Source organism: Silvimonas iriomotensis (assembly GCF_014645535.1).
GTDB classification, from domain to species: Bacteria; Pseudomonadota; Gammaproteobacteria; order Burkholderiales; family Chitinibacteraceae; genus Silvimonas; species Silvimonas iriomotensis.
On the sequence record NZ_BMLX01000001.1, the window covers coordinates 132,246 to 154,791 of the forward strand.

Here is a 22,546-nt window from a genome sequence, read left to right on the forward strand (position 1 = left end):
CGGCCAGACTGCCTCAGCGGCCCGGCGCCAGATGGCGGTCTATGAGCGGCGCAATCTGTGCCCCCATGACCTCGGCAAAACCGTGATCCCCGCCCGCAAAGACGTGGCGCGTTGCCTGCGGTAACAAGCGCTGCAAATACTCGCCCACTGCCACCGGGCTGATCGGATCCGCATCGCCCCACAGTAAGAGCGTGGGGATATCCAGCGTGCGCAGCGCGGCGCTCAGGTCTTGCTGCCAGCTGCCAAACCAGCCCGGCAGTTGCGGATTATTGCGCGCGAACGCCTCACGCCAGTCGGTCGCGCCCAGCCTGGCCATATCCACCCCGCCCGAGGTCGCCGCCAGGACCAGATGCGTCACGCGGCCCGGGTTTTGCAATGCGGCCAGCACCGCCACCACGCCACCCATGGACTGCGCCACCAGCGCCGTCGGGCCATCCAGTTCTGCGCTGACCATGCGCACCAGATCATCAAACCCGTTCACATCGGCGCGCGCGGGCGAATCACCAAAACCGGGCCAGCCCAGATGCACTTGCCGCGCCGGGTGCTGCAGGTGCTGCATGACCGGCTGCCAGAAGCGGGTATTGCCAGAGGCGCCAGGCAGAAACAGGATTTTATCGGGCATGAATGTATGTATGGGCGATGAACGGACGCATTGAGCATAACACCCGCCGATGAGGCCGCGCTGCACCACGCCAGGTCGGGGGTACCACTCAGATTAGTCTGCTATAGATCAAAAGGGTGGCGCATCGCTGCTGGCCTTCCGGGACACTGAAACAGATGGTCCCGCCACGGGGGCTGTTCTGCTAATGCTTGATTTGATTGCCAAAAACACCGGGTGACGCTGGCCGTTGCCGGGGCCGTTAGTTTTTTTATTTTCTGACAATCAAATTAATCTATTTCCATCTCCACTTAAGAAAACCTAGTCTGGTGTAGCCATCTCCGGTAACCCACCGCGGGCCGGGTGCTTGAAGCCAAAACGATTGAGGTGAAAACAGATGTCGACTGAATCGAAATGCCCTTTTAACCACAGCGCTGGTACGTCCAACCGTGACTGGTGGCCCAATCAGCTGAACGTGAATCTGCTGCACCAGCACTCGCCGGTGTCCGATCCGCTGGGCGCGGATTTCAACTACGCCGAAGCCTTCAACAGCCTTGATCTGGCCGCGGTCAAGCGTGATCTGGCTGAAGTGATGACCAGATCGCAAGCGTGGTGGCCGGCCGACTGGGGTCATTACGGGCCGCTGTTTATCCGCATGGCCTGGCACAGCGCGGGCACCTATCGCGTGAGCGATGGCCGCGGTGGTGGTGGTTCTGGCCAGCAACGTTTTGCGCCGCTCAACAGCTGGCCCGATAACGTCAGCCTGGACAAGGCCCGCCGCCTGATCTGGCCGGTCAAGCAAAAATACGGCAACAAGATTTCCTGGGCCGATCTGATCATCCTCACCGGCAACGTGGCGCTGGAAACCATGGGCTTCAAGACCTTTGGTTTTGGCGGCGGCCGTGAAGATGTATGGGAACCGGACGAAGACATTTACTGGGGCAGCGAGAAAGTCTGGCTGGATGACAAACGCTATAGCGGCGAACGTGATCTGGAAAACCCGCTGGGCGCCGTGCAGATGGGCCTCATCTACGTGAACCCGGAAGGCCCGAACGGCAATCCGGACCCGCTTGCCGCCGCGCGCGATATCCGCGAAACCTTTGCCCGCATGGCCATGGATGACGAAGAAACTGTCGCGCTGATCGCGGGCGGCCACACCTTTGGCAAAACGCACGGCGCCGGCCCGGCCTCCCATGTCGGGGTTGAGCCGGAAGGCGCTGACCTGGCCGAACAGGGCCTGGGCTGGAGCAGCACGTATGGCACCGGCGTGGGTGGCGACGCCATTACCAGCGGTCTGGAAGTGATCTGGACCAGCACGCCGACCAAATGGAGCAGCAACTTTTTCTGGAACCTGTTCGGCTACGAGTGGGAACTGACCAAGAGCCCGGCCGGTGCGCATCAATGGCAACCGAAGGGCGGGGCGGGGGCCAATTCCATTCCTGATCCGCACGACCCGCACAAGCGTCGCGCACCGTCCATGCTGACCACCGATCTGGCGCTGCGCTTTGACCCGGCCTACGAGAAAATCGCCCGCCGTTTCTACGAAAACCCGGATCAGTTTGCCGATGCCTTTGCCCGCGCCTGGTTCAAGCTGACCCACCGCGATATGGGCCCGCGTGCCCGTTACCTGGGCCCGGAAGTACCCAGGGAAGAACTGATCTGGCAAGACCCGGTGCCGGCCGCAACTCACCCGCTGATCGACAGCAACGACGTCGCCGCGCTCAAGGCCAAAGTGCTGGCCTCTGGCTTGACGGTGTCGCAACTGGTCTCGACCGCCTGGGCGGCGGCCTCCAGTTTCCGCGGCACCGACAAGCGCGGTGGCGCCAACGGCGCACGTATCCGCCTCGCGCCGCAGAAAGACTGGGTGGTAAACCAGCCAGAGCAACTGGCCAAAGTGCTGAGCACGCTCGAAGGCATTCAGGCCGATTTCAACAAGGGTGGCAAGCAGGTTTCGCTGGCTGATCTGATTGTGCTGGCGGGTGGCGCAGGCGTTGAAGAGGCGGCCAAAAAGGGTGGTCACCCGGTCACCGTGCCGTTTACCCCCGGCCGGACCGATGCCAGCCAGGCGCAGACCGACGTGGCGTCGTTTGCCGTCATGGAACCGGTGGCGGATGGTTTCCGCAACTACCTCAGTGGCGAGTTCAAGATGCCGGCAGAAACCTTGCTGATCGACAAGGCCCGCCTGTTGACGCTGAGCGCACCGGAACTGACCGTGCTGGTGGGCGGCCTGCGGGTGCTGGAAACCAATGTAGGCAACACCCGGCACGGCGTATTCACCAGCCGCCCAGGCGCGCTGACCAACGACTTCTTCGTCAACCTGCTGGATATGGGAACCGCCTGGAAAGCCACATCCGAGGCCAAAACCGTGTACGAAGGCACCGACCGCACCACGGGCGAGGTCAAATGGACCGGCACGCGCGCCGATCTGGTCTTTGGTTCCAACTCGCAACTGCGGGCCCTGGCCGAAGTCTACGGCAGCGCTGATGGCGGCCAGAAGTTCGTCACCGACTTTGTCAAAGCCTGGGACAAGGTGATGAACCTGGATCGCTTTGACCTCAAGCTCAAGTAAGCAAACCAGCATCACGCAGTGAATCAAAACGGCCGGTCCTGCACCGGCCGTTTTGTTTTACGGCGCTTCACACAGTCACCACCACTTGCTGGAAGAGCGCCTTGGTGTGCGCTTGCTTGAGGCGTGGCCGCACACGCAGCGTCTGCCGCGCACAACGCGCCGCACGGTTCAGTTTCTGAGAAAGAGCGGCTTGAGATCCAGCGTCGCGTGCCGGCCCACCTGCTGCCCGTGCAATTGCAGCCAGCGCAATGCCGCAGCGCGGCCTTCATCACGCAGCCAGGTCAGAAACGGGCCGTGCGTCGTCGCCTGGCTGGAGTGATCCAGCTCCGCCAGCGACGGGTCTGCCTGGATTGCGTGAAAACGCATGGCGCGTAACTGTCGCTCCAGCTGGCCGTGAATCAACCCGGCGTCATCGGCCATATCCTGCAACAGCGCAAACAGACGCATTTCCCGCAAAAACGCGCTGTTAAAACCCAGCAGCATGGCGCGGCGCTGGATTTCACTGGCCGTGCGCGGGGTTTCGCCATGGATCATGGGCGAGAGCAGCACCAGCAAGATGTCGTCACTTTGGCAAAACTTGAACAAGGGAAACACGGCCGGATTGGCCGCGTAGCCACCGTCCCAATACGCTTCGCCGCCAATTTTGACCGCTTGCTGCATGGACGGCAGACAGGCCGACGCCAATAGCGCATCGGCCGATAATTCTTCGTTCTGGAACAGCTTCAGATGCCCGGTGTTGGCATTGGTCGCGGCCACAAACAGTTTGACCGGCGCCGCACGGCGGATGCGATCGAAGTCGAACAAAGACTCAATGATCTTGCGCAGCGGGTTGTAATCAAGCGGGTTGAGCTGATAGGGAGAAAACCAGCGTGTCAGATGAAACACCATCTGCAAGCCCGGCGGCGCTTGCACATCCGTGCCCATGGGCTGGGTCATTTCGCGCGGCAGGGTATCGGCCACCCGGCCCCAGAACGCCGCCAGCGTCGCCCGCGCTTCATCCGGCCCGCCCAGACACAAACCATGCGCCACGGCCACCGCATTCATCGCCCCGGCGCTGGTGCCGCTGATGCCCTCAAAGCGGTAAATACCCGCTTCCAGCAAGGCATCCAGCACACCCCAGGTGAACGCACCGTGGGCACCGCCACCTTGCAGGGCCAGATTCAACAACGGCTTGCCATGACTGCGCCCGAACATGTTCGCCTCGCTTTTGCTGCACTGCACAAATTCTGGCATAACAGACCGGCAAGCTCAAGGCACGGCTGGCATGCGGTACGAGGCTACCGCATGAAAAAGACAGGTTCAGGCCAGAATGCGTTTGAATTGCTGAATCTGGCTGCGGGTTACAGAAAAGTACAATGGCCGGCCTGGGCGGCCGGCCACAAGTCAGTCAGGTTTAACGAATCAACGTGACCGGGGCAGGGGATGCAGCAACAACGGCATATGCCACAGAACCAAACAGATAATTGCTGGTCGCCGTGCCGCCAGTACCCATTACGATTCGCAATGAATTGTGATCGCGGGCGTAATTGCATATCACTTCGGCAGGGCGGCCGTTTTTAACCTGGGCATCAAATGCAATAGTGCGGCCTTCCAGCGCTTTGACATAAGGCTCCAGCACGGTTTCGCCTTGTTCACGCAGAATCTGGTGCAACGGTACTGTGCTGCCAATGCCTTCAATCAGCGATCCATACAGATTGGGTGATTGCACATTGAGCAAATGCAGTTTCAGCGATGGGTCGTTCTGCGCCAGTTTTGCCGCAAATTCGACTGCATGCATGGCTGCGGCGGAGCCATCAACGGGTACAAGAATTGTCGACATATTCACCTCCGCTTAGTTGACGAGCGTGACCGGCACGTCTGAGAGCGACGCCACGCGGTTGGCGACAGAACCCAGCAACAGCGATGCCGCCGCGCCATGCCCCCGCGTGCCCATATAGATTTGCGCCGCGCCAACATCAGCGGCCACGTTCAGGATGGTGTCGACCGTATTGCCCGGCACGACCATGGCGTTAAAGGGCTGGCCGGCTTTGTCCAGCATGGCCTTGGCTTCACGCTGCATTTCCTGGGTTTGCCGCTCGTACAAGAGGTTAAGTTGCGCGGTGGTAAAGAAGCCACGTGTGCGGCCCAGCAAGAGCGGGGCCACGCTCAGGATGACCAGATCGGTCCATTGGTCTTGTTGCTTGAAGGCCAGCGCGCGTTCGATCGCCCGCAAGGAATGCGGCGAGCCGTCGACGGGGATCAACAGGGTAGTCATAAGTACCTCCGTGATACAGAAAAGGAGGACTACGGCAGGCCGCGGAGCGAAGTGGGTCAGCAGTGTGAAAAGCGTGTCAGGACATTGATCCGGGGCGTGCGATAGCCGATGGCTACACGGTAGCACCCAAGACTATCTTTTTGAATGTAAATAGTATTTGTCTGAATTAATTCAAAATGGGAGGCCGGACGGAGTGTGCCAGCGTGCTGCCGCTCTGGCGCTGACGCGGGTGCAACAGGTTTGCACGGGCGCATACCGTTCGACGCCTGTCAGGCGCAAATCAAACCCGTGTTCAGGCACTATGCAAAACAGGCAATAAACTGTCAGAGAGGGCCGGCATTTACCAGGCAGCAAACGCGTTCTTCATATAGCTCAATTCAAACAGGCAATACACAAACAAGGTTTGAAGGAGAGGGGGTATCGGTATGCGTTCTTTGCGTTCAAGACTGATTGTTTTCATGGTGATCCTGACCGTAGTGATCACCTCGTTACTGGCTGGCGCGGCGTATTACAAGATGCGCACGGAAATTCTGGCCGGCCTGAACAACGAAATCCGGGGTGTCGCCGTTGGCTATAACGTGGTGCTGCGCAACTGGATTGCCGACAAGCGCCGGGTCATTGGTGGCGTGGGCGAGATGATCGGCGCCGCCACCACGGACGCCACGCCAATTCTGACGCAGGCTGAAAAGAGTTCCACATTTGATTCAGTCTATTTTGGCACCACCAGCAAACAGATGATCCAGGGCCATAACCTGGATTTACCGGCCGGCTACGACCCCACCAGCCGCCCCTGGTACAAGCAGGCGGTCAGCGACGACAAGCTGATTCTCACCGCGCCCTATATTGATGCCTCGACCAAACAACTGACCCTTTCTTTTGCCGCACCGGTCAAAGGTGCGGACAAGCAACTCAAAGGCGTGGTGGCGGGCGACGTGTACCTCTCGGCCCTCGTCAAGGACGTGCTCAACATCAAGCTGACCGGCGACGGCTACGCGTTTCTGGTGGGCAAAGACGGCAAGGTGCTAGCGCACAGCGATGCCTCACTGGTGCTCAAATCGGTGTCTGATGTCTCTAAAGACCTGCCCGGCGATCAGCTGGGCACGATTGCCGACGGGCAACTGCACGAGGCCAATATCGGCGGGCAGGAGAAATTCTTTTTCCTGGAGCCGATTGAGCAATCTGATCTGTACCTGGCGCTGGTGATCGACAAATCGGCCGCGCTGGCGCCACTGAACCAGATGCTGGGCCTGTGCATTGGTGCGCTGGTGTTGGTGCTGGTGGTGGTGGTGCCGCTGGCCAGCTTGCTGATCGGCAATATGTTGTCGGGCCTGATCCGCGTGCGCGCGGCCATGCAGGAAATCGCCCAGGGTGGTGGCGATTTGACGCGCAAGATCGACATCACCGGCAACGACGAAATTGCCCAGACGGCAGAGGCCTTCAACCGCTTTACCGAGCAGTTGCGCGCCATGTTCAGCGATATCCAGAAACAAAGCGACAGCCTGACCACCGGGGTGGAAGGCATCAACAGCGTCTTGCGTGACCTGGCCAACGACTCGCAGCGCCTGTCAGACCTGGCGGCGACCAACGCAGCAACCATTGAAGAAATCACCGTCAGCATTTCTCATATTGCCGACAACGCCACCGACGCCGACGAACTGGTCAAGAGCACCGGCAAACTGTCGGGCGATTCTGCCGCCACCGTGCAGCAAGTTGCGCACGAAGTGGGCAGATCGTCGCAGGAAGTCGAATCGCTGGCCAACCTTCTTGACACCCTGAGCCGGCGCTCGCAGGAAATCAGCAGCATCATCCAGGTGATCAAGGAAATTGCCGACCAGACCAACCTGCTGGCGCTGAACGCGGCCATTGAAGCCGCCCGCGCCGGCGAGCAAGGGCGCGGCTTTGCCGTGGTGGCCGACGAAGTGCGCAAACTGGCTGAACGTACCGGATCGGCCACGCTGGAAATCACTGGCATGATCGACGCCATCCGCGCCGAAACCGACGCCGCCGTTGGCAGCATGCAACGCACGCACAATGTGGTGCAGCGTGGGGTGACGCTGTCGGAAGAGGCCTCCAGCAACATCGGCACCATCCGCGAAAACATGGATGGCGTCATGCGCAAGATGGGCGAGATTGCGCTGTCTACCAAAGAGCAGCAACAGGCCACCACGGCCATGGCGCAAAGCGCGGAAGACATCACCGCCCGCATGCAGCAAACCGATGCCTCTTTGCAGCGCGCGACAGACAGCGTGCGGCACCTGAACGAGCTGGCAACTTTCCTGCGGCAGTTGTTCAGCAAGTTCCGGATCTGAACGGGGCGGGGCACAGCCCGCCGGGCTGTGCCCCGATCGCTGGTTAAAGACCAATCAATGCATCGGACTTCATGGTATCGAGAATACCGATCGATCCAAGCACACTGACGTGATGCGTGTCGTTATATAGTGATCTGTCGCCATCTTTGAAATTGCAATCACGTTCTTTGCAAAAGAAAGATGCGGGATCAAATATCAGGATTTGCGGATGATTTTTCTTGATGGCAGAGACTTCGGCCAGATAGGTTTTCCGTGCTTCGTCGTTTTCTTCTTTGCTGATTGAGCACGCTCTGGGATATCCAGGATCAGTAGCGGGCCGGAAAGAAAACGGCAGTTTTTGAAGGCACAGCCTGGGGTCATTCTTCAAGTGCGGAACATCAATGAAATAGACGACTTTCTTTCCTGTTTCAAGCAGGCGGTCGATCATGTAATCATTGCCGATTTCAAAGGCTTTCTGTTCAGAAATTCCTTTTCCATCCTGATAGTAAGCATAGCGTGAGTCCGGGGTATCCGGCCGGTAATTGACAAGGATGATCTCCTTGATTGAATCAAACTGTTTTGCCGCCTTGATCACTTCATTGGCAATGGCCGGGCACGTGTTGCCATAAGAGTTTTTAAAAGCTGGAATATAGCTCAGGTTAGGGTAAAGTGGACAGGAATATCCGGATATCAATAACGAATCAAGATTAAATTCTTTTCCGTATATGGATGAATAAAGTGCCATGGCATGGCTGTCACCGGCAAAAAGAATTTTTGGATGCTGTGAATTGGTAACACAGACTTCTTCGGGTATTTCAGACAAGCCCAATAGATTCTGGCAGCTTTTGTCCGTGCTATGAATGGCAGCAAATTTGACTGTTTTCCCGAATACAACCAGATCCCTGCTGTTGTACGGCAGGCGATTTTCAAAGCCATTGCTGGTGATGCCGGAAACCCCCAGTACAACGACAATCAAACTGAAGGCTGCACTATTGATAAAAATAGTCTTGCGCTCGAATTTCTGGCGGTTTCTGAACGGCGTCTCTACAAATTTCCATGCAAGGTAAGCCAGCATGAAAGAAACCAGGGTGAGGATCAGCATCAGTGCCGTACTGGGGCGATCCAGGAAAATGATACGGGTAAAGGCAAACAAGGGCTGATGCCAGAGATAAGCGCTATAACTGATCAGCCCGATGCCGACCATTACCGGGCTTCCCAGAAGGCGGCCGACCAGCGTTTCCGGCCTTGAGAACAAGATAATCAGCGCCGCTCCAACCGTTGGCACAAGGGTATACAAACTGGGAAACGGGATGCTGGCATTGTAAAAGAACACGGCAAACAAAATGAGCAGTAACCCGAGGAGGCTGGCCATGTGATGCAGCCGGGTTGCAGAATCACTTGCCCTGGCGCGAGCCAGATAAAAGGCGGTAAATGAGCCGATCATTAACTCCCAGCTGCGCCCAGGTAGCAGATAGAAGGTCGCTATCGGATTTCTTGGATAATAAACCTCTGCCAGCGTCAGGCTTGCCAGAAAGATGAAACCGAGAAAAATCAGCACGGTACGTTTCCCGAAGCGCCACATAAGCAGCAACAAAACGGGAAAGAAAACATAAAACTGTTCTTCCACCGCCAGACTCCAGGTATGAAGCAGCGGGTTCAATTCTGCAGACGGGTCAAAATATCCGCCCTTGAATGCAAAAAAGAAGTTGGATGAGAAAGTGCATACCGCAATCAGGCTTTGGGAAAACCGGTTCATGTCTGATGGCAGTAACCATAGCCACGCAAATGGAAAACACGTAAGAAGCACCAGGAACAAGGCCGGTAGAATACGTCTGGCCCGGCGCTCGTAAAATTTGATAATGGAAAAACTTCCGGTATCCAGTTCAGCAATAATGATGCTGGTAATCAGGTAGCCGCTGATGACAAAAAAGATATCTACGCCTATAAACCCGCCATTGAAAAACTGAAAGCCCGCATGGAAAAAAATGACGGGAACGACGGCAAGTGCTCTCAGTCCATCTATATCCCGCCTGTATTTCATGTTGAAATGCTCCGGTGGAATGCCTGTTCAAGGTAATCAACACGATTGTTGCCGGCGCCAGAAGCCCGCCGGAAAACAAATTCAATGACGGATTGCGCTGGTTGGTGGCCGCACTCCATCAAGGTGCCCGGTGGGCACCTTGGGGCTGACCATACAAGTCATGCTGCAACCGCACATCCTGTGCAGTATTGGAAAATTTTCTGGCTTTTGCCATACCGTTTGCTGGCCGGAAAATGTGGGTTCACACCCAAAGCAGGGTTTGACCCATCGCTGCGCGTTTCCAGGTAGAGGCAGCCCGCCCGGCGTGGCGGGCTGCATCCCTGGTTACCGGCCGTAATGCGCCTCGCGCGCGACCAGCACATGATCAATCAGGCCGTATTGCGCGCCTTCTGCGGCAGACATGTAATGGTCGCGGTCCAGGTCTTTCTCGATCTGTTCAACCGTGCGCCCGGTGCGCTCGGCATAAATACTGTTAAGCCGATGACGCAAATACAGCACTTCACGCGCCTGGATTTCAATATCGGCCGCCACGCCCTGGGCGCCGCCAGAGGGCTGATGCAGCATCAGCCGGGCATTGGGCAAGGCGTAGCGCTTGCCGATCGCCCCTGCGGCCAGCAAGAACGAACCCATACTGGCCGCCATGCCGGTACACAACGTGGACACGTCGGGCTTGATGAACTGCATGGTGTCGTACACGGCCATGCCCGCATACACCGAACCGCCCGGCGAATTGATATACAGTGAAATGTCCTTGTCGGGGTTTTCTGATTCCAGAAACAGTAGCTGCGCGACAACCAGATTGGCCGATTGCTCGGTGACTTCACCTACCAGGAAAATGACCCGCTCTTTTAGCAAGCGGGAGAAAATGTCGTAGGCGCGTTCACCGCCGCCGGTTTGTTCAATGACGGTGGGCACAAGGCCTAGTCCGCGGGGAAAATAAGAAGCCATGATGGTCCTTGTGTAGGCTGCCGGGAAGATCTCCCGCCCGCTTGACGCCCGGAACCGGAGGCCGCGTGACCGTACAAAAAAAATAAACCGGCGCTGTCACGTCCGTACGCTGGCAGACGTCATGTGACAACCCCTCTACCCGTGGAGAAAGCCATGCCGCAGCAGATTACCGATACCGATGGCGCCCTCTTTGAGCGCCTGCGCCCGCGCCTGATTGCCATCAGCCGACGCGTTGTGGGCAGCGAGGCCGAAGCCGAAGAGATCGTGCAAGACTGTTTTCTGCGCTGGCAAAACGCCGAACGGGCTGCGCTCAATACGCCGGTGGCCTGGCTCACCACCGTGGTCCGGCACCAGTCCATAGACCGCCTGCGCAAGCGCACGCGCGACACCCTGGCCGCGCACGCCGCGCTGGATCTGACACCGGCGGCATCGGTCGCGGCGCCAGAACATGACCTGCTGCGCCGTGCCGAACTGGGCGAGGCGCTGGCGCATTTGCTGGCCCGGCTGACCCCGGCAGAACGACTGACGCTGGTGCTGCATGAAGTCTTCGAGTGTGAACACGCTGACATCGCCCAAGTGCTGGGGACCAAACCCGTGAACACCCGCCAGCACCTGGCGCGCGCCCGCCGCCGTTTGCGGCAGGCAGATAACGACACCGCGCTACCTGCCCATGAGCAACCAGGCGCAGAACACATCCAGCGCTTTCAGCGCGCGCTGACCAGCCTGGACGTGCCGGCGCTACTCACCTTGCTGGGCGAACCAGTCGCCTTGCATGCCGGGACGCAACCTCAGCCTGGGATGCGGGCCTGTGCCAACGATGGTGGCTATGGCGTGCTGATGGCCGCGTAGGGCAGGGCGTGGTTTTGCAACAGCGCAGGCCTTTGCGCAAGAAGCCGCGCGGTCGGTGTCATTGGCCGTGGGTTAAATGATGTGCAATGAAAAAGCCACCGCCCAGGCGGTGGCTTTTTCATGTCTTTGCTACTAGCTACCAGTGTAAGCGCGCCGGGTAAGCAAGAGCTTGCTTGCGAGTCTTCTCACCGTGGGGTGGCTTGCTTATCACCATCGTCACGCCCTGGCACCACTCCTAGGAGTGGCTATCGTATTTATTGATATGTCGTATTGAGGCGCATCAATTTTTAATGACGCGGGAGGAAACAGCGCTGGTTCTATCAAGGTATTTCTTCTGGGAGTTTGAAGACTACCAACCTTGATTTTGCTGGTATTTAGCGGGGTGTTAACCTGTCATGGCCTGCTGGACATTGTGCACCTGTGCACGGGCCACGCATATCGTCCCGACAAAACCTTGAAAAGTCAGGTGCCTATGGAATCATTGGAAATGAGTCGGTGTTTGAGATTGTCGCTACAGCGAGCTTTACTTGGCAACATCACACCAAATATAAGGGCTATAACAGGTCATATTGAAGTCGGAAAAATCAGATTGGGTTTCTACTTTCATGGAGTGATTGACGATGATAGTAGAGAAAATGCTTCGATCGTGGAAACAGAAGTGATCGCTGATTTTGATGAAAGCTTTCATGTTGATACGTTGGTGCAAAGAGTGGATTTTCCAGAAGTAATGGAAATTGGCGACGATTTATTGGTTTATCTGAGAAAAGAGTAAATAATTTGCAGCCGGCGATGCCCCCCGGTTTCAGTAGCACACAGCCTTGGAGTCCGGGGTTAATTGAACCGGGTTTGTTGCCAGTTGCCTGGCATGCGGACGGCGTCAGGCCAGCCAGCTACGTCTTGGGTCTTTCCTCGTTGTATTTCGGTTGCCATGTTTCAATCGGTGCGAGTACAGGGCAACCTCGTTCATCCAATCATTCTTCTCGGTATCGCCCATGAAGTGATTTGATAAAGGCATTCTGGTTCGGTTTGCCGGGTTATATCTGGCATTGCTGCACACCACGCTGATGAGCTCGGGTCGGTATGGCCCGACCGCAGAATTCCTTGCCATTGTCATTCCGGATCATTGGGTCAGCCCTCATGTTTTGCGCAGCCAGTCCACATTCCGGCTGAGTGGCTCGCCCGCGATGGCGCTCTCAGTGACGATGGCAATGGATGCCCGCGTCGCGTCGTCGATGATGGTCAGTCATTGACGACTTGTCCTTCGGTGATCCGGTCGAACACGAAACCTGTCGACCATACCTATTGCTTACAACTATCCCGCCCGAGCCCCGCAGACCTCCGCCATTCCCGCAATCAAGACCTCTCAAGCCGCGCCTGCCCTATGTTTGTGTCTCACTTGGTACTACAGCCATGAAAGCGATTTCAAACCTGGGTTCCTCAAACCGGCCTGCTGCGGTGCAACGAAAAAACAACGCCTAACATGTTGAATCCTGGTTGTATTTTTATTTTTCCAGCGTGGTGCATATCGCCGCCATTGATGCACTGAAATTGAACGTTCGTCGGCTGTACACGTGTAGTTAAGTTTAACCAGTTACGGCTGTATTCCGCATTGTCAGTCAATTTGTGTGCTGGCGAACGCTTGCCGTAGGGTAATGCATTTACTTGTGTCAGTTTCCGGTTCAAACAACCATGAACACGATTTCATGGAAGTACGACCTGAACTGGAGAGACAATAAAAATGCATGGCAACAACCAGTATTTAACCGGCCGGCAGCGCTTGCTGGCATTGGCAATGGCAACCATCACGGCCATTCCGGCGCCGTTGGTGACTGTGGGTCTGGTGGCGATTTCTCCCGCAGCGCATGCGGCGGCGACCACGGGCTACACACAGCTTGCCGGCGGCCAGGTGCAGTTCTATGTGAACGGCGCGGCCTGGGTGGATATCCACTACACCGTTGCCGGTGGTGGCCAGTTGAATGTGCGCATGACCAATAGCGGCACCAACAACACCTACACCGTGACCGGGATTCCCAATGGCGCGGTGGTGACGTATTCGTTCACGATTGGCGCCAGCGATGGGTCTGCCACGGATACGGCAACGTCCAGCTTTACCTATACCGGCGCGGCCGCTACTCCGACGCCGACGCCTGCGCCGACACCGGCCCCCACACCCGCGCCGACGCCTGCGCCCACGCCAGCCCCGACACCGGCCCCAACGCCTGCGCCGACACCGTCCGCAAGCTATGGTGCAACGCAGTTGAGCGGCGGTGTGGTCGCGTTTTATGCCAATGGCGGGACCTGGGCGGATATCCATTACACGGTCAATGGCGGTGGTCAGCTTAATGTGCGCATGACCAATAGCGGCACCAACAACACGTACCAGATCACCGGCGTGCCGGCGAATGCCACGATCGTGTATTCGTTCACCATCGGCCAGGCCGATGGCTCCGCCGCGGATACCCCGCAGCAGACGTTCACCTATACCGGCTCTGGCGCGACGCCAACACCGACGCCGGCCCCCACACCGGCACCGACGCCAGCGCCTACTCCGGCGCCTACTCCGGCGCCCACGCCGACACCTGCGCCAACCCCGGCCCCGACACCCACGCCGGCACCGTCACCGACGTCTGACACGCCGAACTTCGGCCCCAATGTGCAGATTTTTGACACCAGCACGCCTATCGGCACGATCCAGACTGCGCTGAACAATGCCTTCAGCCCGCAAGTGAACAACCCCAATGCGCAGTTTGGCTCGCAACGTTATGCCTTCCTGTTCAAGCCGGGCACGTATAGCGGCGTTTACGCCAACCTGGGTTTTTACATGTCGGTCATGGGCTTGGGCCAGCATCCGGACGATGTGACGCTGACCGGCAATGTGAATGTCGATAGCGGCTGGAACTACGGCGATACGTCCAATGCCACGCAGAACTTCTGGCGCTCGGCAGAAAACATGGCGATCGTGCCGGATGGCGGTACCGATCGCTGGGCGGTTTCGCAAGCGGCGCCGATGCGTCGTATCCACATCGTGGGTAACCTCACGCTCGGGCCTTCCAACCAGGGTGATGGCCAGGGCTATGCCAGCGGTGGCTATATTGCCGACAGCAAGGTTGATGGCCAGATCACCTCGGGTTCGCAACAGCAGTGGTACACCCGTGACAGCAATATCGGTGGTTGGCAAAACGGCGTGTGGAACATGGTGTTCTCTGGCGTAGCAGGCGCACCGGCCCAGTCGTTCCCGGCGGTGTATGGCTCTGCCAATCCGTACACCACGCTGGCTACCACGCCGGTCTCCCGCGACAAGCCTTATCTGTATTTCGATTCGTCCTCGGGCAAGTACCTGGTGTTCGTGCCGTCCTTGCGTACCAATGCATCGGGCGCAAGCTGGGTGAGCGGTTCCACGGCGGGCACAGCCATTCCGATGAGCCAGTTCTATGTAGCGATGCCGACAGACACCGCGGCCACCATCAACGCGGCGCTGGCCCAGGGTCTGAACCTGTTCTTTACGCCAGGTACGTATCAGTTGTCGGCGCCGATCCATATCACCCGGGCTGACACCGTGGTGCTGGGTATTGGCTTCCCCACGCTGGTGCCCAACAACGGCGTGAACGCCATGCAGGTGGATGACGTCAACGGCGTGCGCATTGCCGGCCTGCTGTTTGATGCCGGCACGGTGAACAGCGCATCGTTGCTGACCGTGGGTGCGGCTGGTTCATCGGCATCGCATGCTTCTGATCCGACCTCGATCCAGGACGTGTACTTCCGTATCGGTGGCGCTGTGGCAGGCAAGGCCACCAATAGCCTGACGGTGAACAGCAACAACGTGATCATCGATCACATCTGGGCATGGCGCGCCGACCATGGCGTATCGCCCACCGGGTGGACGGTGAACACGGCCGACACGGGCGTGATTGTGAACGGCAATAACGTGCTGGCGACCGGCTTGTTTGTTGAGCACTACCAGAAGTACAACGTGGTGTGGAACGGCCAGGGCGGCGAGACGATCTTCTTCCAGAACGAACTGCCGTACGACGTACCTGACCAGGCCTCATGGATGAGCACATCGACCAATAATGGCTACCCGGCCTATTACGTGGCCAGCAATGTGACATCCCATACGGGCTACGGTCTGGGCAGCTACTGCTACTTCAACGTGAACCCTGCGGTGAATGAAAACCACAGTTTTGAAGTGCCCAATGTGTCCGGTGTATCGCTGCATGATGTGTTCACCGTATCGCTGGGCGGCGTGGGCACCATCACGCACGTGGTCAACAACGTAGGTTCTACCGCGCAGGGCACGTCGACCCAACCGCAGAACGTGCAGAACTATCCCTGATCCGGCACTGGGTGAAACCGGGGGCTTCCCCCGGCCCACAACCATGTCGGCCGCAGGCTGATGAGAAACCCCGCATCGCAAGGTGCGGGGTTTTGTTTTGCGCAGCCGCCTGGCCAGAGGCGTGCGCAGGACGCTCTATACTTCATTACACGTCTCTTGCTGAGGGCCGGAATCCGGCACGTGACAGCCGGATTTGCATCGTGGCCTGGTTGCAGCAAGACAAACTGACGCGATCCCCGACACAACAAGGTTTGGCCTGGGAGATAACAAACATGCAGAGCAGGGCAGACCCTGAACCGCAGCACTGGCCTGTGCCGCAGGCCGCTGGCGCCGTCGCGCTGGCTGCGAGGGGGGCCCGCAATCTGCCGGACTCCCCGGCGCATGTGCGCGGCCTGCTGCTTGCACTGCTGGCATCCGGGCTGATCCATGGCCTGGCTTTTACGGTACTGGGGCCAGCGCTGAGCCACCACGAGGTCCCAATCCTGGCCGAACCGTTCACGCTGCAGATTATCCTGCCACCGCTGCAACCGCCCACCCGGCCGACGCCAGCGCCATCTGCGCAGCCACCGCAACACCAGCAAGCCGAGCCAACGGCAGCCGCAGCGATCCCCGTACCGGCCAGGGCGCCCAGGATCTCGCCCAACCCGCATTTGCCAACCCCGCATAGCCAGGCGGCGCAGCCGCAGCCGGTGGCAAGCCCCGCAGCGGCGCCGGCCGTATCCGTACCCCAGCCGGTCGCCGCGCCCGAACCCGCCGTTGCGGTATCCGCACCGGCGCCGCCAGTGGCAGCGGATGAACCAGTCAGCGAAGCGCGTGCGGACGCGGGGTATCTGCACAATCCGCCGCCGGTTTATCCGGATTTCGCGCAGGCGCGCGGTTGGGTGGGGCGCGTGCTGCTTAAAGTGCATGTCCTGGCGAGCGGGCGGGCGGATCAAGTTGAGTTGCAGCAATCCTGCGGCCACAAACTACTGGACGACGCGGCCCGTCGCGCGGTGCAGGAATGGGCGTTTGTACCGGCAAAGCGCGGCAATACCGCCATTGATAGCTGGGTCAGCGTGCCGATCGACTTCAAACTGGGCCAGTAAGCTGGCAGCCCCAACCTGGTTTGCCTTTTTCCTGGCCATCATGGCGCGCGGGTGGCTGCAAATTTTCTGTGCTCATGGCCGCGCCGGCTGCTACACCTAATCCATAACCCGCGGCGTGAGGGCGCCGTAGCCAACCCACCAGTCCACCATTGCATAGGGTTTTCACCGTGCCCAACCAGCACTCTGCTTTCCCGCTTGAACAGACTGTCTATTTCATGTCGCTTGCCTTTGTGGCAATGGGCATTTCCCCACTGGCTCTGGCCGCTGATGCGGTGACCGATACCACGCCGGTGCTGGCACCGGTACAGGTGGTTGGCACGACGCCACTACCCGGCAGCGGCGTTCCAGCTGACAAGATACCGGCCAATGTCCAGGTTTTTTCTGGTGATGACGTCGCCCGCGAAGGGCAGACCAATATCGCTGACTTTCTTGAGCAGAACGCCAACGGGGTCAATATCAGCCAGGCGCAGGGCAACCCGTATCAGGCCGATATCAGTTTCCGCGGCTTCACGGCCTCGCCGGTGCTGGGCACCCCGCAAGGGCTGTCGGTCTTCATGGATGGCGTCCGCATCAACGAGCCGTTCGGGGATATCGTCAATTGGGATCTGATTCCCCCGGGCGCCATTGCCAGTATCCAGCTCATGCCCGGTTCTAACCCGGTTTTCGGGCTGAACACGCTGGGCGGTGCGCTTGTGGTGAATACCAAGGATGGCGTGCACAACCCCGGCGGGCAGATTGATGTCTCCGGCGGCTCGTTCGGCCGTAAAACGGTGCAGCTGCAACTGGGGGGCAGCAACGATACGCTGGATTATTTCGTGGCGGCCAATGCCTCTAACGAGGATGGCTGGGCAGATCACAACGCCAGCCGGGTGCGCCAGTTTTTTGGCAAGTTTGGCTGGAGCGGCGAAACCACGTCGCTGCATCTGATCACCAACCTGGCCGACAACACCCTCAGCGGCACGCAAACCATTCCGCTTTCGTTCAGCAACGATATCCACCAGGCCTATACCTGGCCAGACACCAACACCAACCGGCTGAGTTTCTTCAATCTGGAAGGCAGCCAGTTCATCAACGATACGCTGACGCTGTCCGGCAACATGTATTACCGTAAGTACAAAAACGAAAATGTCAGCAGCAACGTCAACAACGATTTCGGCGAGATTGATCCGGACACCGGGCTGGCCAATAGCATTCCGGCCAACAACACCCAGTCGCAGATCGACCAGGAAAGCTATGGCGCCGCGCTGCAGCTCTCGGCCAAAGGGCACCTGGCCGGGCGGCCCAATCAACTGGTGGTCGGGGGCAGTGCAGACATCGGGCGCGCGCCCTTTACCCAGTTCTCGCAAGATGCCACCTTCACTGCGGATCGCGGCACGATCGCCCTTGACGACTACTCAGAGGTCACCAATGCGCTGACCCGCAATCGCTATGAAGGGCTGTTTGTTTCTGATTCGTACGACTTTGCCCCGCGCTGGACGCTGACGGCCTCTGGCCGCTTCAACTACGCCGATATTGAAATTACCGATCAATCCGGCAGCCAGCCCTTGCTGAACGGCAGTCACAGCTATTCACGGTTCAACCCGGCCGTGGGTATCAATTACGCCCCGGCGGATAAATCCACCCTGTACGCGACCTACAGCGAGGGCATGCGGGCGCCGACGGCGATCGAACTGGCCTGCGCAGACCCGGATATGCCGTGCTCGCTGCCCAATGATTTTCTGGCCGACCCGGACCTGAAAATGATTGTGTCGCACACCTACGAGGCCGGCGCCCGTGGTGACTATGGCAGCAATACCAGCTGGAGCATCGCGCTTTACCGCACAGATCTGGATAACGATATCGGCTTTGTCAGCAGCGGCGGCACGGCGATCAACTCGGGCTTCTTCCAGAACATTGGCAAGACGCGGCGGCAAGGTCTGGAACTGGCCGGTGCGACCACGCTGGGGCCGTTCACTTTCAACGCGGCGTACAGTTATATCGACGCCACGTATCTTGGCAGCTTCAGCGAAAGCAGCCCGAGCAACTCCAGTGCCGATGCCAACGGCGCCATTCAGGTCAGCTCGGGCGACCATATCCCGGGCATTCCGCGGCATACGCTCAAGCTTGGCGCGGACTATCACTTTGCAACGCATTGGGAAGTAGCGGCTTCAGGTATTTTCCGCAGCGATGTCTTTGCGCGTGGCGATGAAAACAACCAGGACGTTCACGGCACCGTGCCAGGCTACGCGGTGTTTAACCTGGATATGCACTACCGCCCGACGCGCGCGCTGGATATCTATCTGCTGGTTGATAACGTGTTCAACCGGCAATACGCCAATTTCGGGGTGCTGGGCGCCAATGCCTTCACCGGCCCTGGCAACAGCTTTGACGGTGCCAATGCCGTGAATGAGCAATTTCGTGGTTTTGGCGCGCCGCGCGGGGTGTGGCTGGGGATGAACTATAACTTTGCGCTGTAATCGATCTGGATGATATGCAGGGCGGGCCGTCAGCCGGGCCCGCCGGATTGCTGCAGCAATGCCGCATCCGCGTCCGGGCTTGCGGTTTTGGCAAAGGAAAGGTGACGCAACTGCAGCTTTACCTCGCCCGATTGTGATTCGCGCCGGGCCAGCATGACCATCTCTTGATGCTTCGGAGAGAACTCGCACACCGGGTCAAGCGTGGCCGCGTTGCCCGCCAGCGCCAGCGCCTGGCAGCGGCATCCGCCCCAGTCACGTTCTTTCGCTTCGCAACTTCGGCAGGGTTCAGGCATCCAGTCCGTGCCGCGATAGGCAGAAAAAGCAGGGGACTCGAACCAGGCTGACGCCAGCGTGCTTGCAGGAAAACGCGGAAACTCAAGATGCTTGAGCGTCTGCGCGGCGTGGCAAGGCACAATCGTGCCGTCCGGCATGACATTGAGAAAGCGCCTGGCCCATCCGCCCATGCAGGCTTTCGGCCGGCGACCATAGTAGTCGGGCATGACATAGTCGATGACCATGCGGCCCTTGGTACGCTCACGCCAGGTGTCGACCAGATGGCCCATTTGCTCAAGTTGCGTCTCAGTGGGCATCAGGGCAGCGCGATTTTGCAGCGCCCAGCCGTAGTATTGCGTGTTGGCAACCTCGACGCGTGCAATGCCTTGCGCCTCGGCATACTGCAACATGGCCTCCAGTTGCCCGGCGTTCTGGCGGGTCACGACAAAATTGAGCGTCAGCGCCAGACCGGCCGCTTGCACCCGCGCCAGCGCCTCGCATTTTCTGGCCGCGCCGCCCTTGAAGCCGGACAGCGCATCAGCAACCACGTCATCCAGCCCCTGGAAACTCAGTTGTACATGGCTCAGGCCGGCGTCGACCAGCGCGCCCAGTCTGGCATCGTCCAGTAACACGCCGGAGGTAATCAGGTTGCTGTACAGCCCGACGCTGCTGGCGTGCGATACCAGCGCCGGCAGGTCTTCCCGGGCCATGGGTTCGCCGCCAGAGAAATGAATCTGCAGCACGCCAAGATCCGCGGCCTGATCCAGCACGGCGCACCACTCGGCCGTCGACAGTTCTTGTGAGCGGGGCGTCAATGCCAGCGGGTTGGAGCAATACGCACAGCGCAGCGGGCAGCGATGAGTCAGCTCCAGCAAGATGGCCAGCGGCGGGTCGATGGCAGGATCATTCATAACGCAGGAATCCCTTCTCATTCATGCTGGTCAACAGCGACAGCACGTCAGCCTGGATCGTCTGCAGCGGCGCATCGAATTCGCTGGCCAGCGCCGCGCACAACGCGCCGACGGTCTGGTTGTCGCTCCGCTCGATAATCAGCTGCGCAATCTCATCCAGGACCAGCAAGCGTTCCGGCCCCTGCAAGACCCAGCGCTGGCGCACGGTGTCTTGCTGCAATCGGGTGCCCGGGGCGAGCCGTACCCGGCTTTCTAGGGTCAGCATGGCGCTTGTCCGGGATCAAAAGCGCCGGGTGGGATCATCCCGGGCGACACGTAGGCCGCGTAGAGCGCATCAAGCTGCGCCCACAGCACATTGCATTTGAAGACAAGGGCATCCAGCACGCCTTGCTGTTCTGCCAGCGTGTGGGCGTGGCGCTTGACGTAGTCCAGCGCAAATTCGGCATCGCGCGGTGCCTGGCCCAGGCGGCGCCGGAAATAAACCAGCACCGATTCATTGATGAACGGGTAGTTCTCCAGCATGCCGGAAATGCGCTCCCGATGAATATCCGGCGCAAACAACTCGGTCAGACAAGAAGCCACGGCAATCACCGGTGGATGTCTGGCCACGAAATCGACATAGGCCTCCACCGCGAACACGGTCGCAGGCAGTGCGCCACGTTGCGAAGTGACATAGTCGGATTTCAGGCCCAGGCTCTCGGTCAGTACCAGCCAGCGATCAATGCCGCCTTCCTCGCCATCGCGGCCATCATGATCAAGAATGCGGTGGACCCATTCGCGCCGCAGGTTGCGGTCTGTGATGCGGCTGATCAGGGCGGCGTCTTTGCGCGGAATGGCCGCCTGGTAGCAGTAGCGATTCAGCGCCCAGGCCTGAACCTGCCCCAGATTCAGCGCGCCACTGTGCAGCAGGTGATGGAAAGGGTGCCGATTGTGATAACGCGCCTCGCCAATCTCGCGCAGCGCCTGCTCCAGCCCCTGTGGCGAGAGCACTTGTGTCAGTAAAAGTGGATTACTCAACGCAAAACTCCATGCCGTCGTACGCAATACCCCAACCCGCCGCATGGACGAACGCACGCTCAGGGCTCTCGGGCAGCAAGACCGGATTGCTATTGTTGATGTGAATAAACAGTTTGCGGCCGAGCGGGGCGCCGGCCCACAACGCCACCGCGCCACCCGTGCCACTCATGGGCAAATGGCCCATGCGCGACGCCGTTTTGTGGCCCATCCCGCTGGTGATCATTTCGTCATCCGTGAACGTCGTACCGTCAAACAGCAGCGTGTCCCCGGGTGCCAGCCGCGCCTTGAGCGCATCGGGCAACGCGGCGCAGCCCGGCAAATAGAACAACCGCTGCCGGGACCCGGCCGTACCCAGCGCCAGGCCGATGGTGTCTTCCGGCTGGCTGCCAAAGTGGTCGGCTGCCGGGTTTTCCAGCCACAGCGCAATCTTGCCCGGAATGACAAAAGGCTCGACGCGAACACCCGTATCGCCGCCCTCGGCATCCATCACCGGCTGGACCTGATCCAGATCGAACGCAAGGCGCCTGACGTAGTCACGATTCAGGACATTGAACACCGGGTTGTTATCCAGCACGCGCAAAACCCGGTTGGTCGCATACAGGTTGAAGGCGTGGTTCTCGCGCAGCGACAACAGGCCGGCAATGTGGTCGACATCGGCATTCGTCAGCAACACGGCCTGCAACGGGCTGCCGCGCAGCCCGCCCGCCGGATGCAAGACCGGTGTCGCAAGAAACTGCTGGCGAAGGTCAGGAGAGGCGTTGACCACCACCCAGCGCACGCCATCGGCTGATACGGCAATCGAAGATTGCGTCTGCGGCACAACCTGGCCTGCCTTGCGGGCAGCCCTGCATGCCGTACAGGCACAATTCCATTGCGGCAAGCCTCCGCCCGCCGCAGCACCCAGCACGACGACGCGCAACATGC

At 59.2% G+C, this 22,546-nt stretch carries 17 protein-coding genes; 7 read left to right on the top strand and 10 right to left on the bottom strand.

Translation table 11 applies throughout. The features are described from left to right. Positions 1 to 13: 13 nt before the first annotated feature. Entirely contained in the window at positions 14 to 622 is a 609-nt protein-coding gene (locus IEX57_RS00570) for an alpha/beta fold hydrolase (RefSeq protein ID WP_188701264.1), read from the bottom strand. Between the two features lie 373 nt (positions 623 to 995). On the opposite strand from IEX57_RS00570, the gene katG reads away from it, so the two are divergent. Continuing rightward, a complete protein-coding gene (katG, locus tag IEX57_RS00575) occupies positions 996 to 3,167 on the top strand; it encodes a catalase/peroxidase HPI (RefSeq protein WP_188701266.1) in 2,172 nt (723 codons plus the stop codon). A 168-nt stretch (positions 3,168 to 3,335) separates the two neighbouring features. Here katG and IEX57_RS00580 read toward each other — a convergent pair whose 3' ends face one another. The 3 genes from IEX57_RS00580 to IEX57_RS00590 all read right to left on the bottom strand — a co-directional run bounded on the left by IEX57_RS00580 (position 3,336) and on the right by IEX57_RS00590 (position 5,421). Next, on the bottom strand, positions 3,336 to 4,361 hold the full coding sequence (locus IEX57_RS00580) for a patatin-like phospholipase family protein (RefSeq protein WP_188701268.1): 1,026 nt from the start codon (positions 4,359 to 4,361) through the stop codon (positions 3,336 to 3,338). Between the two features lie 199 nt (positions 4,362 to 4,560). Then, entirely contained in the window at positions 4,561 to 4,986 is a 426-nt protein-coding gene (locus IEX57_RS00585; RefSeq protein WP_188701270.1) for a universal stress protein, read from the bottom strand. A gap of 12 nt (positions 4,987 to 4,998) precedes the next feature. Then, positions 4,999 to 5,421, bottom strand: a complete 423-nt coding sequence (locus tag IEX57_RS00590) for a universal stress protein (RefSeq protein ID WP_188701272.1) — start codon at positions 5,419 to 5,421, stop codon at positions 4,999 to 5,001. A 425-nt stretch (positions 5,422 to 5,846) separates the two neighbouring features. Between IEX57_RS00590 and IEX57_RS00595 the strand changes: the two genes are divergently transcribed. After that, the gene (locus IEX57_RS00595; protein ID WP_188701274.1) at positions 5,847 to 7,730 is read left to right on the top strand and encodes a methyl-accepting chemotaxis protein; all 1,884 of its coding nucleotides are present in this window, start codon (positions 5,847 to 5,849) and stop codon (positions 7,728 to 7,730) included. 43 nt (positions 7,731 to 7,773) lie between these two features. On the opposite strand, the gene IEX57_RS00600 is transcribed toward IEX57_RS00595, so the two are convergent. Next, positions 7,774 to 9,750 carry an acyltransferase family protein gene (locus tag IEX57_RS00600; protein WP_188701277.1) on the bottom strand — a complete coding sequence of 659 codons (1,977 nt, stop codon included), beginning with the start codon at positions 9,748 to 9,750 and terminating at the stop codon, positions 7,774 to 7,776. A 324-nt stretch (positions 9,751 to 10,074) separates the two neighbouring features. Further along, on the bottom strand, positions 10,075 to 10,698 hold the full coding sequence (gene clpP, locus IEX57_RS00605; RefSeq protein ID WP_188701279.1) for an ATP-dependent Clp endopeptidase proteolytic subunit ClpP: 624 nt from the start codon (positions 10,696 to 10,698) through the stop codon (positions 10,075 to 10,077). A 153-nt stretch (positions 10,699 to 10,851) separates the two neighbouring features. Here clpP and IEX57_RS00610 point away from each other — a divergent pair, with 153 nt between their 5' ends. The 5 genes from IEX57_RS00610 (at position 10,852) to IEX57_RS00630 (ending at position 19,421) form a co-directional block, all read left to right on the top strand. Further along, positions 10,852 to 11,547 carry a sigma-70 family RNA polymerase sigma factor gene (locus IEX57_RS00610; protein ID WP_188701281.1) on the top strand — a complete coding sequence of 232 codons (696 nt, stop codon included), beginning with the start codon at positions 10,852 to 10,854 and terminating at the stop codon, positions 11,545 to 11,547. Between the two features lie 358 nt (positions 11,548 to 11,905). Then, entirely contained in the window at positions 11,906 to 12,319 is a 414-nt protein-coding gene (locus IEX57_RS00615) for a MafI2 family immunity protein (RefSeq protein WP_188701283.1), read from the top strand. A 1,020-nt stretch (positions 12,320 to 13,339) separates the two neighbouring features. Beyond that, positions 13,340 to 15,880 (top strand): pectate lyase-like domain-containing protein, encoded by a 2,541-nt coding sequence (locus tag IEX57_RS00620; RefSeq protein ID WP_229708539.1) that lies wholly within the window; start codon positions 13,340 to 13,342, stop codon positions 15,878 to 15,880. A gap of 272 nt (positions 15,881 to 16,152) precedes the next feature. Then, on the top strand, positions 16,153 to 16,965 hold the full coding sequence (locus tag IEX57_RS00625) for an energy transducer TonB (RefSeq protein ID WP_188701285.1): 813 nt from the start codon (positions 16,153 to 16,155) through the stop codon (positions 16,963 to 16,965). 215 nt (positions 16,966 to 17,180) lie between these two features. Further along, positions 17,181 to 19,421: a TonB-dependent receptor gene (locus IEX57_RS00630; RefSeq protein WP_188701287.1), complete on the top strand. Its 2,241-nt coding sequence runs from the start codon at positions 17,181 to 17,183 to the stop codon at positions 19,419 to 19,421. Positions 19,422 to 19,450: 29 nt separating this feature from the next. Here the strand turns inward: IEX57_RS00630 and pqqE are convergent, their stop codons facing one another. From pqqE to pqqB, 4 genes are read right to left on the bottom strand one after another with little or no spacing between them, the layout of a single operon-like run. Next, complete coding sequence (gene pqqE / locus IEX57_RS00635; protein WP_188701289.1) at positions 19,451 to 20,605, bottom strand: pyrroloquinoline quinone biosynthesis protein PqqE; 1,155 nt, start codon at positions 20,603 to 20,605, stop codon at positions 19,451 to 19,453. Continuing rightward, complete coding sequence (gene pqqD, locus IEX57_RS00640; protein ID WP_188701291.1) at positions 20,598 to 20,870, bottom strand: pyrroloquinoline quinone biosynthesis peptide chaperone PqqD; 273 nt, start codon at positions 20,868 to 20,870, stop codon at positions 20,598 to 20,600. Before pqqD ends, pqqE begins: the two co-directional genes overlap by 8 nt. After that, a complete protein-coding gene (gene pqqC / locus IEX57_RS00645) occupies positions 20,864 to 21,622 on the bottom strand; it encodes a pyrroloquinoline-quinone synthase PqqC (protein WP_229708542.1) in 759 nt (252 codons plus the stop codon). Before pqqC ends, pqqD begins: the two co-directional genes overlap by 7 nt. Further along, positions 21,615 to 22,544 carry a pyrroloquinoline quinone biosynthesis protein PqqB gene (gene pqqB, locus IEX57_RS00650; RefSeq protein WP_188701293.1) on the bottom strand — a complete coding sequence of 310 codons (930 nt, stop codon included), beginning with the start codon at positions 22,542 to 22,544 and terminating at the stop codon, positions 21,615 to 21,617. The genes pqqC and pqqB overlap by 8 nt, the downstream gene beginning before the upstream one ends. Positions 22,545 to 22,546: the final 2 nt, after the last annotated feature.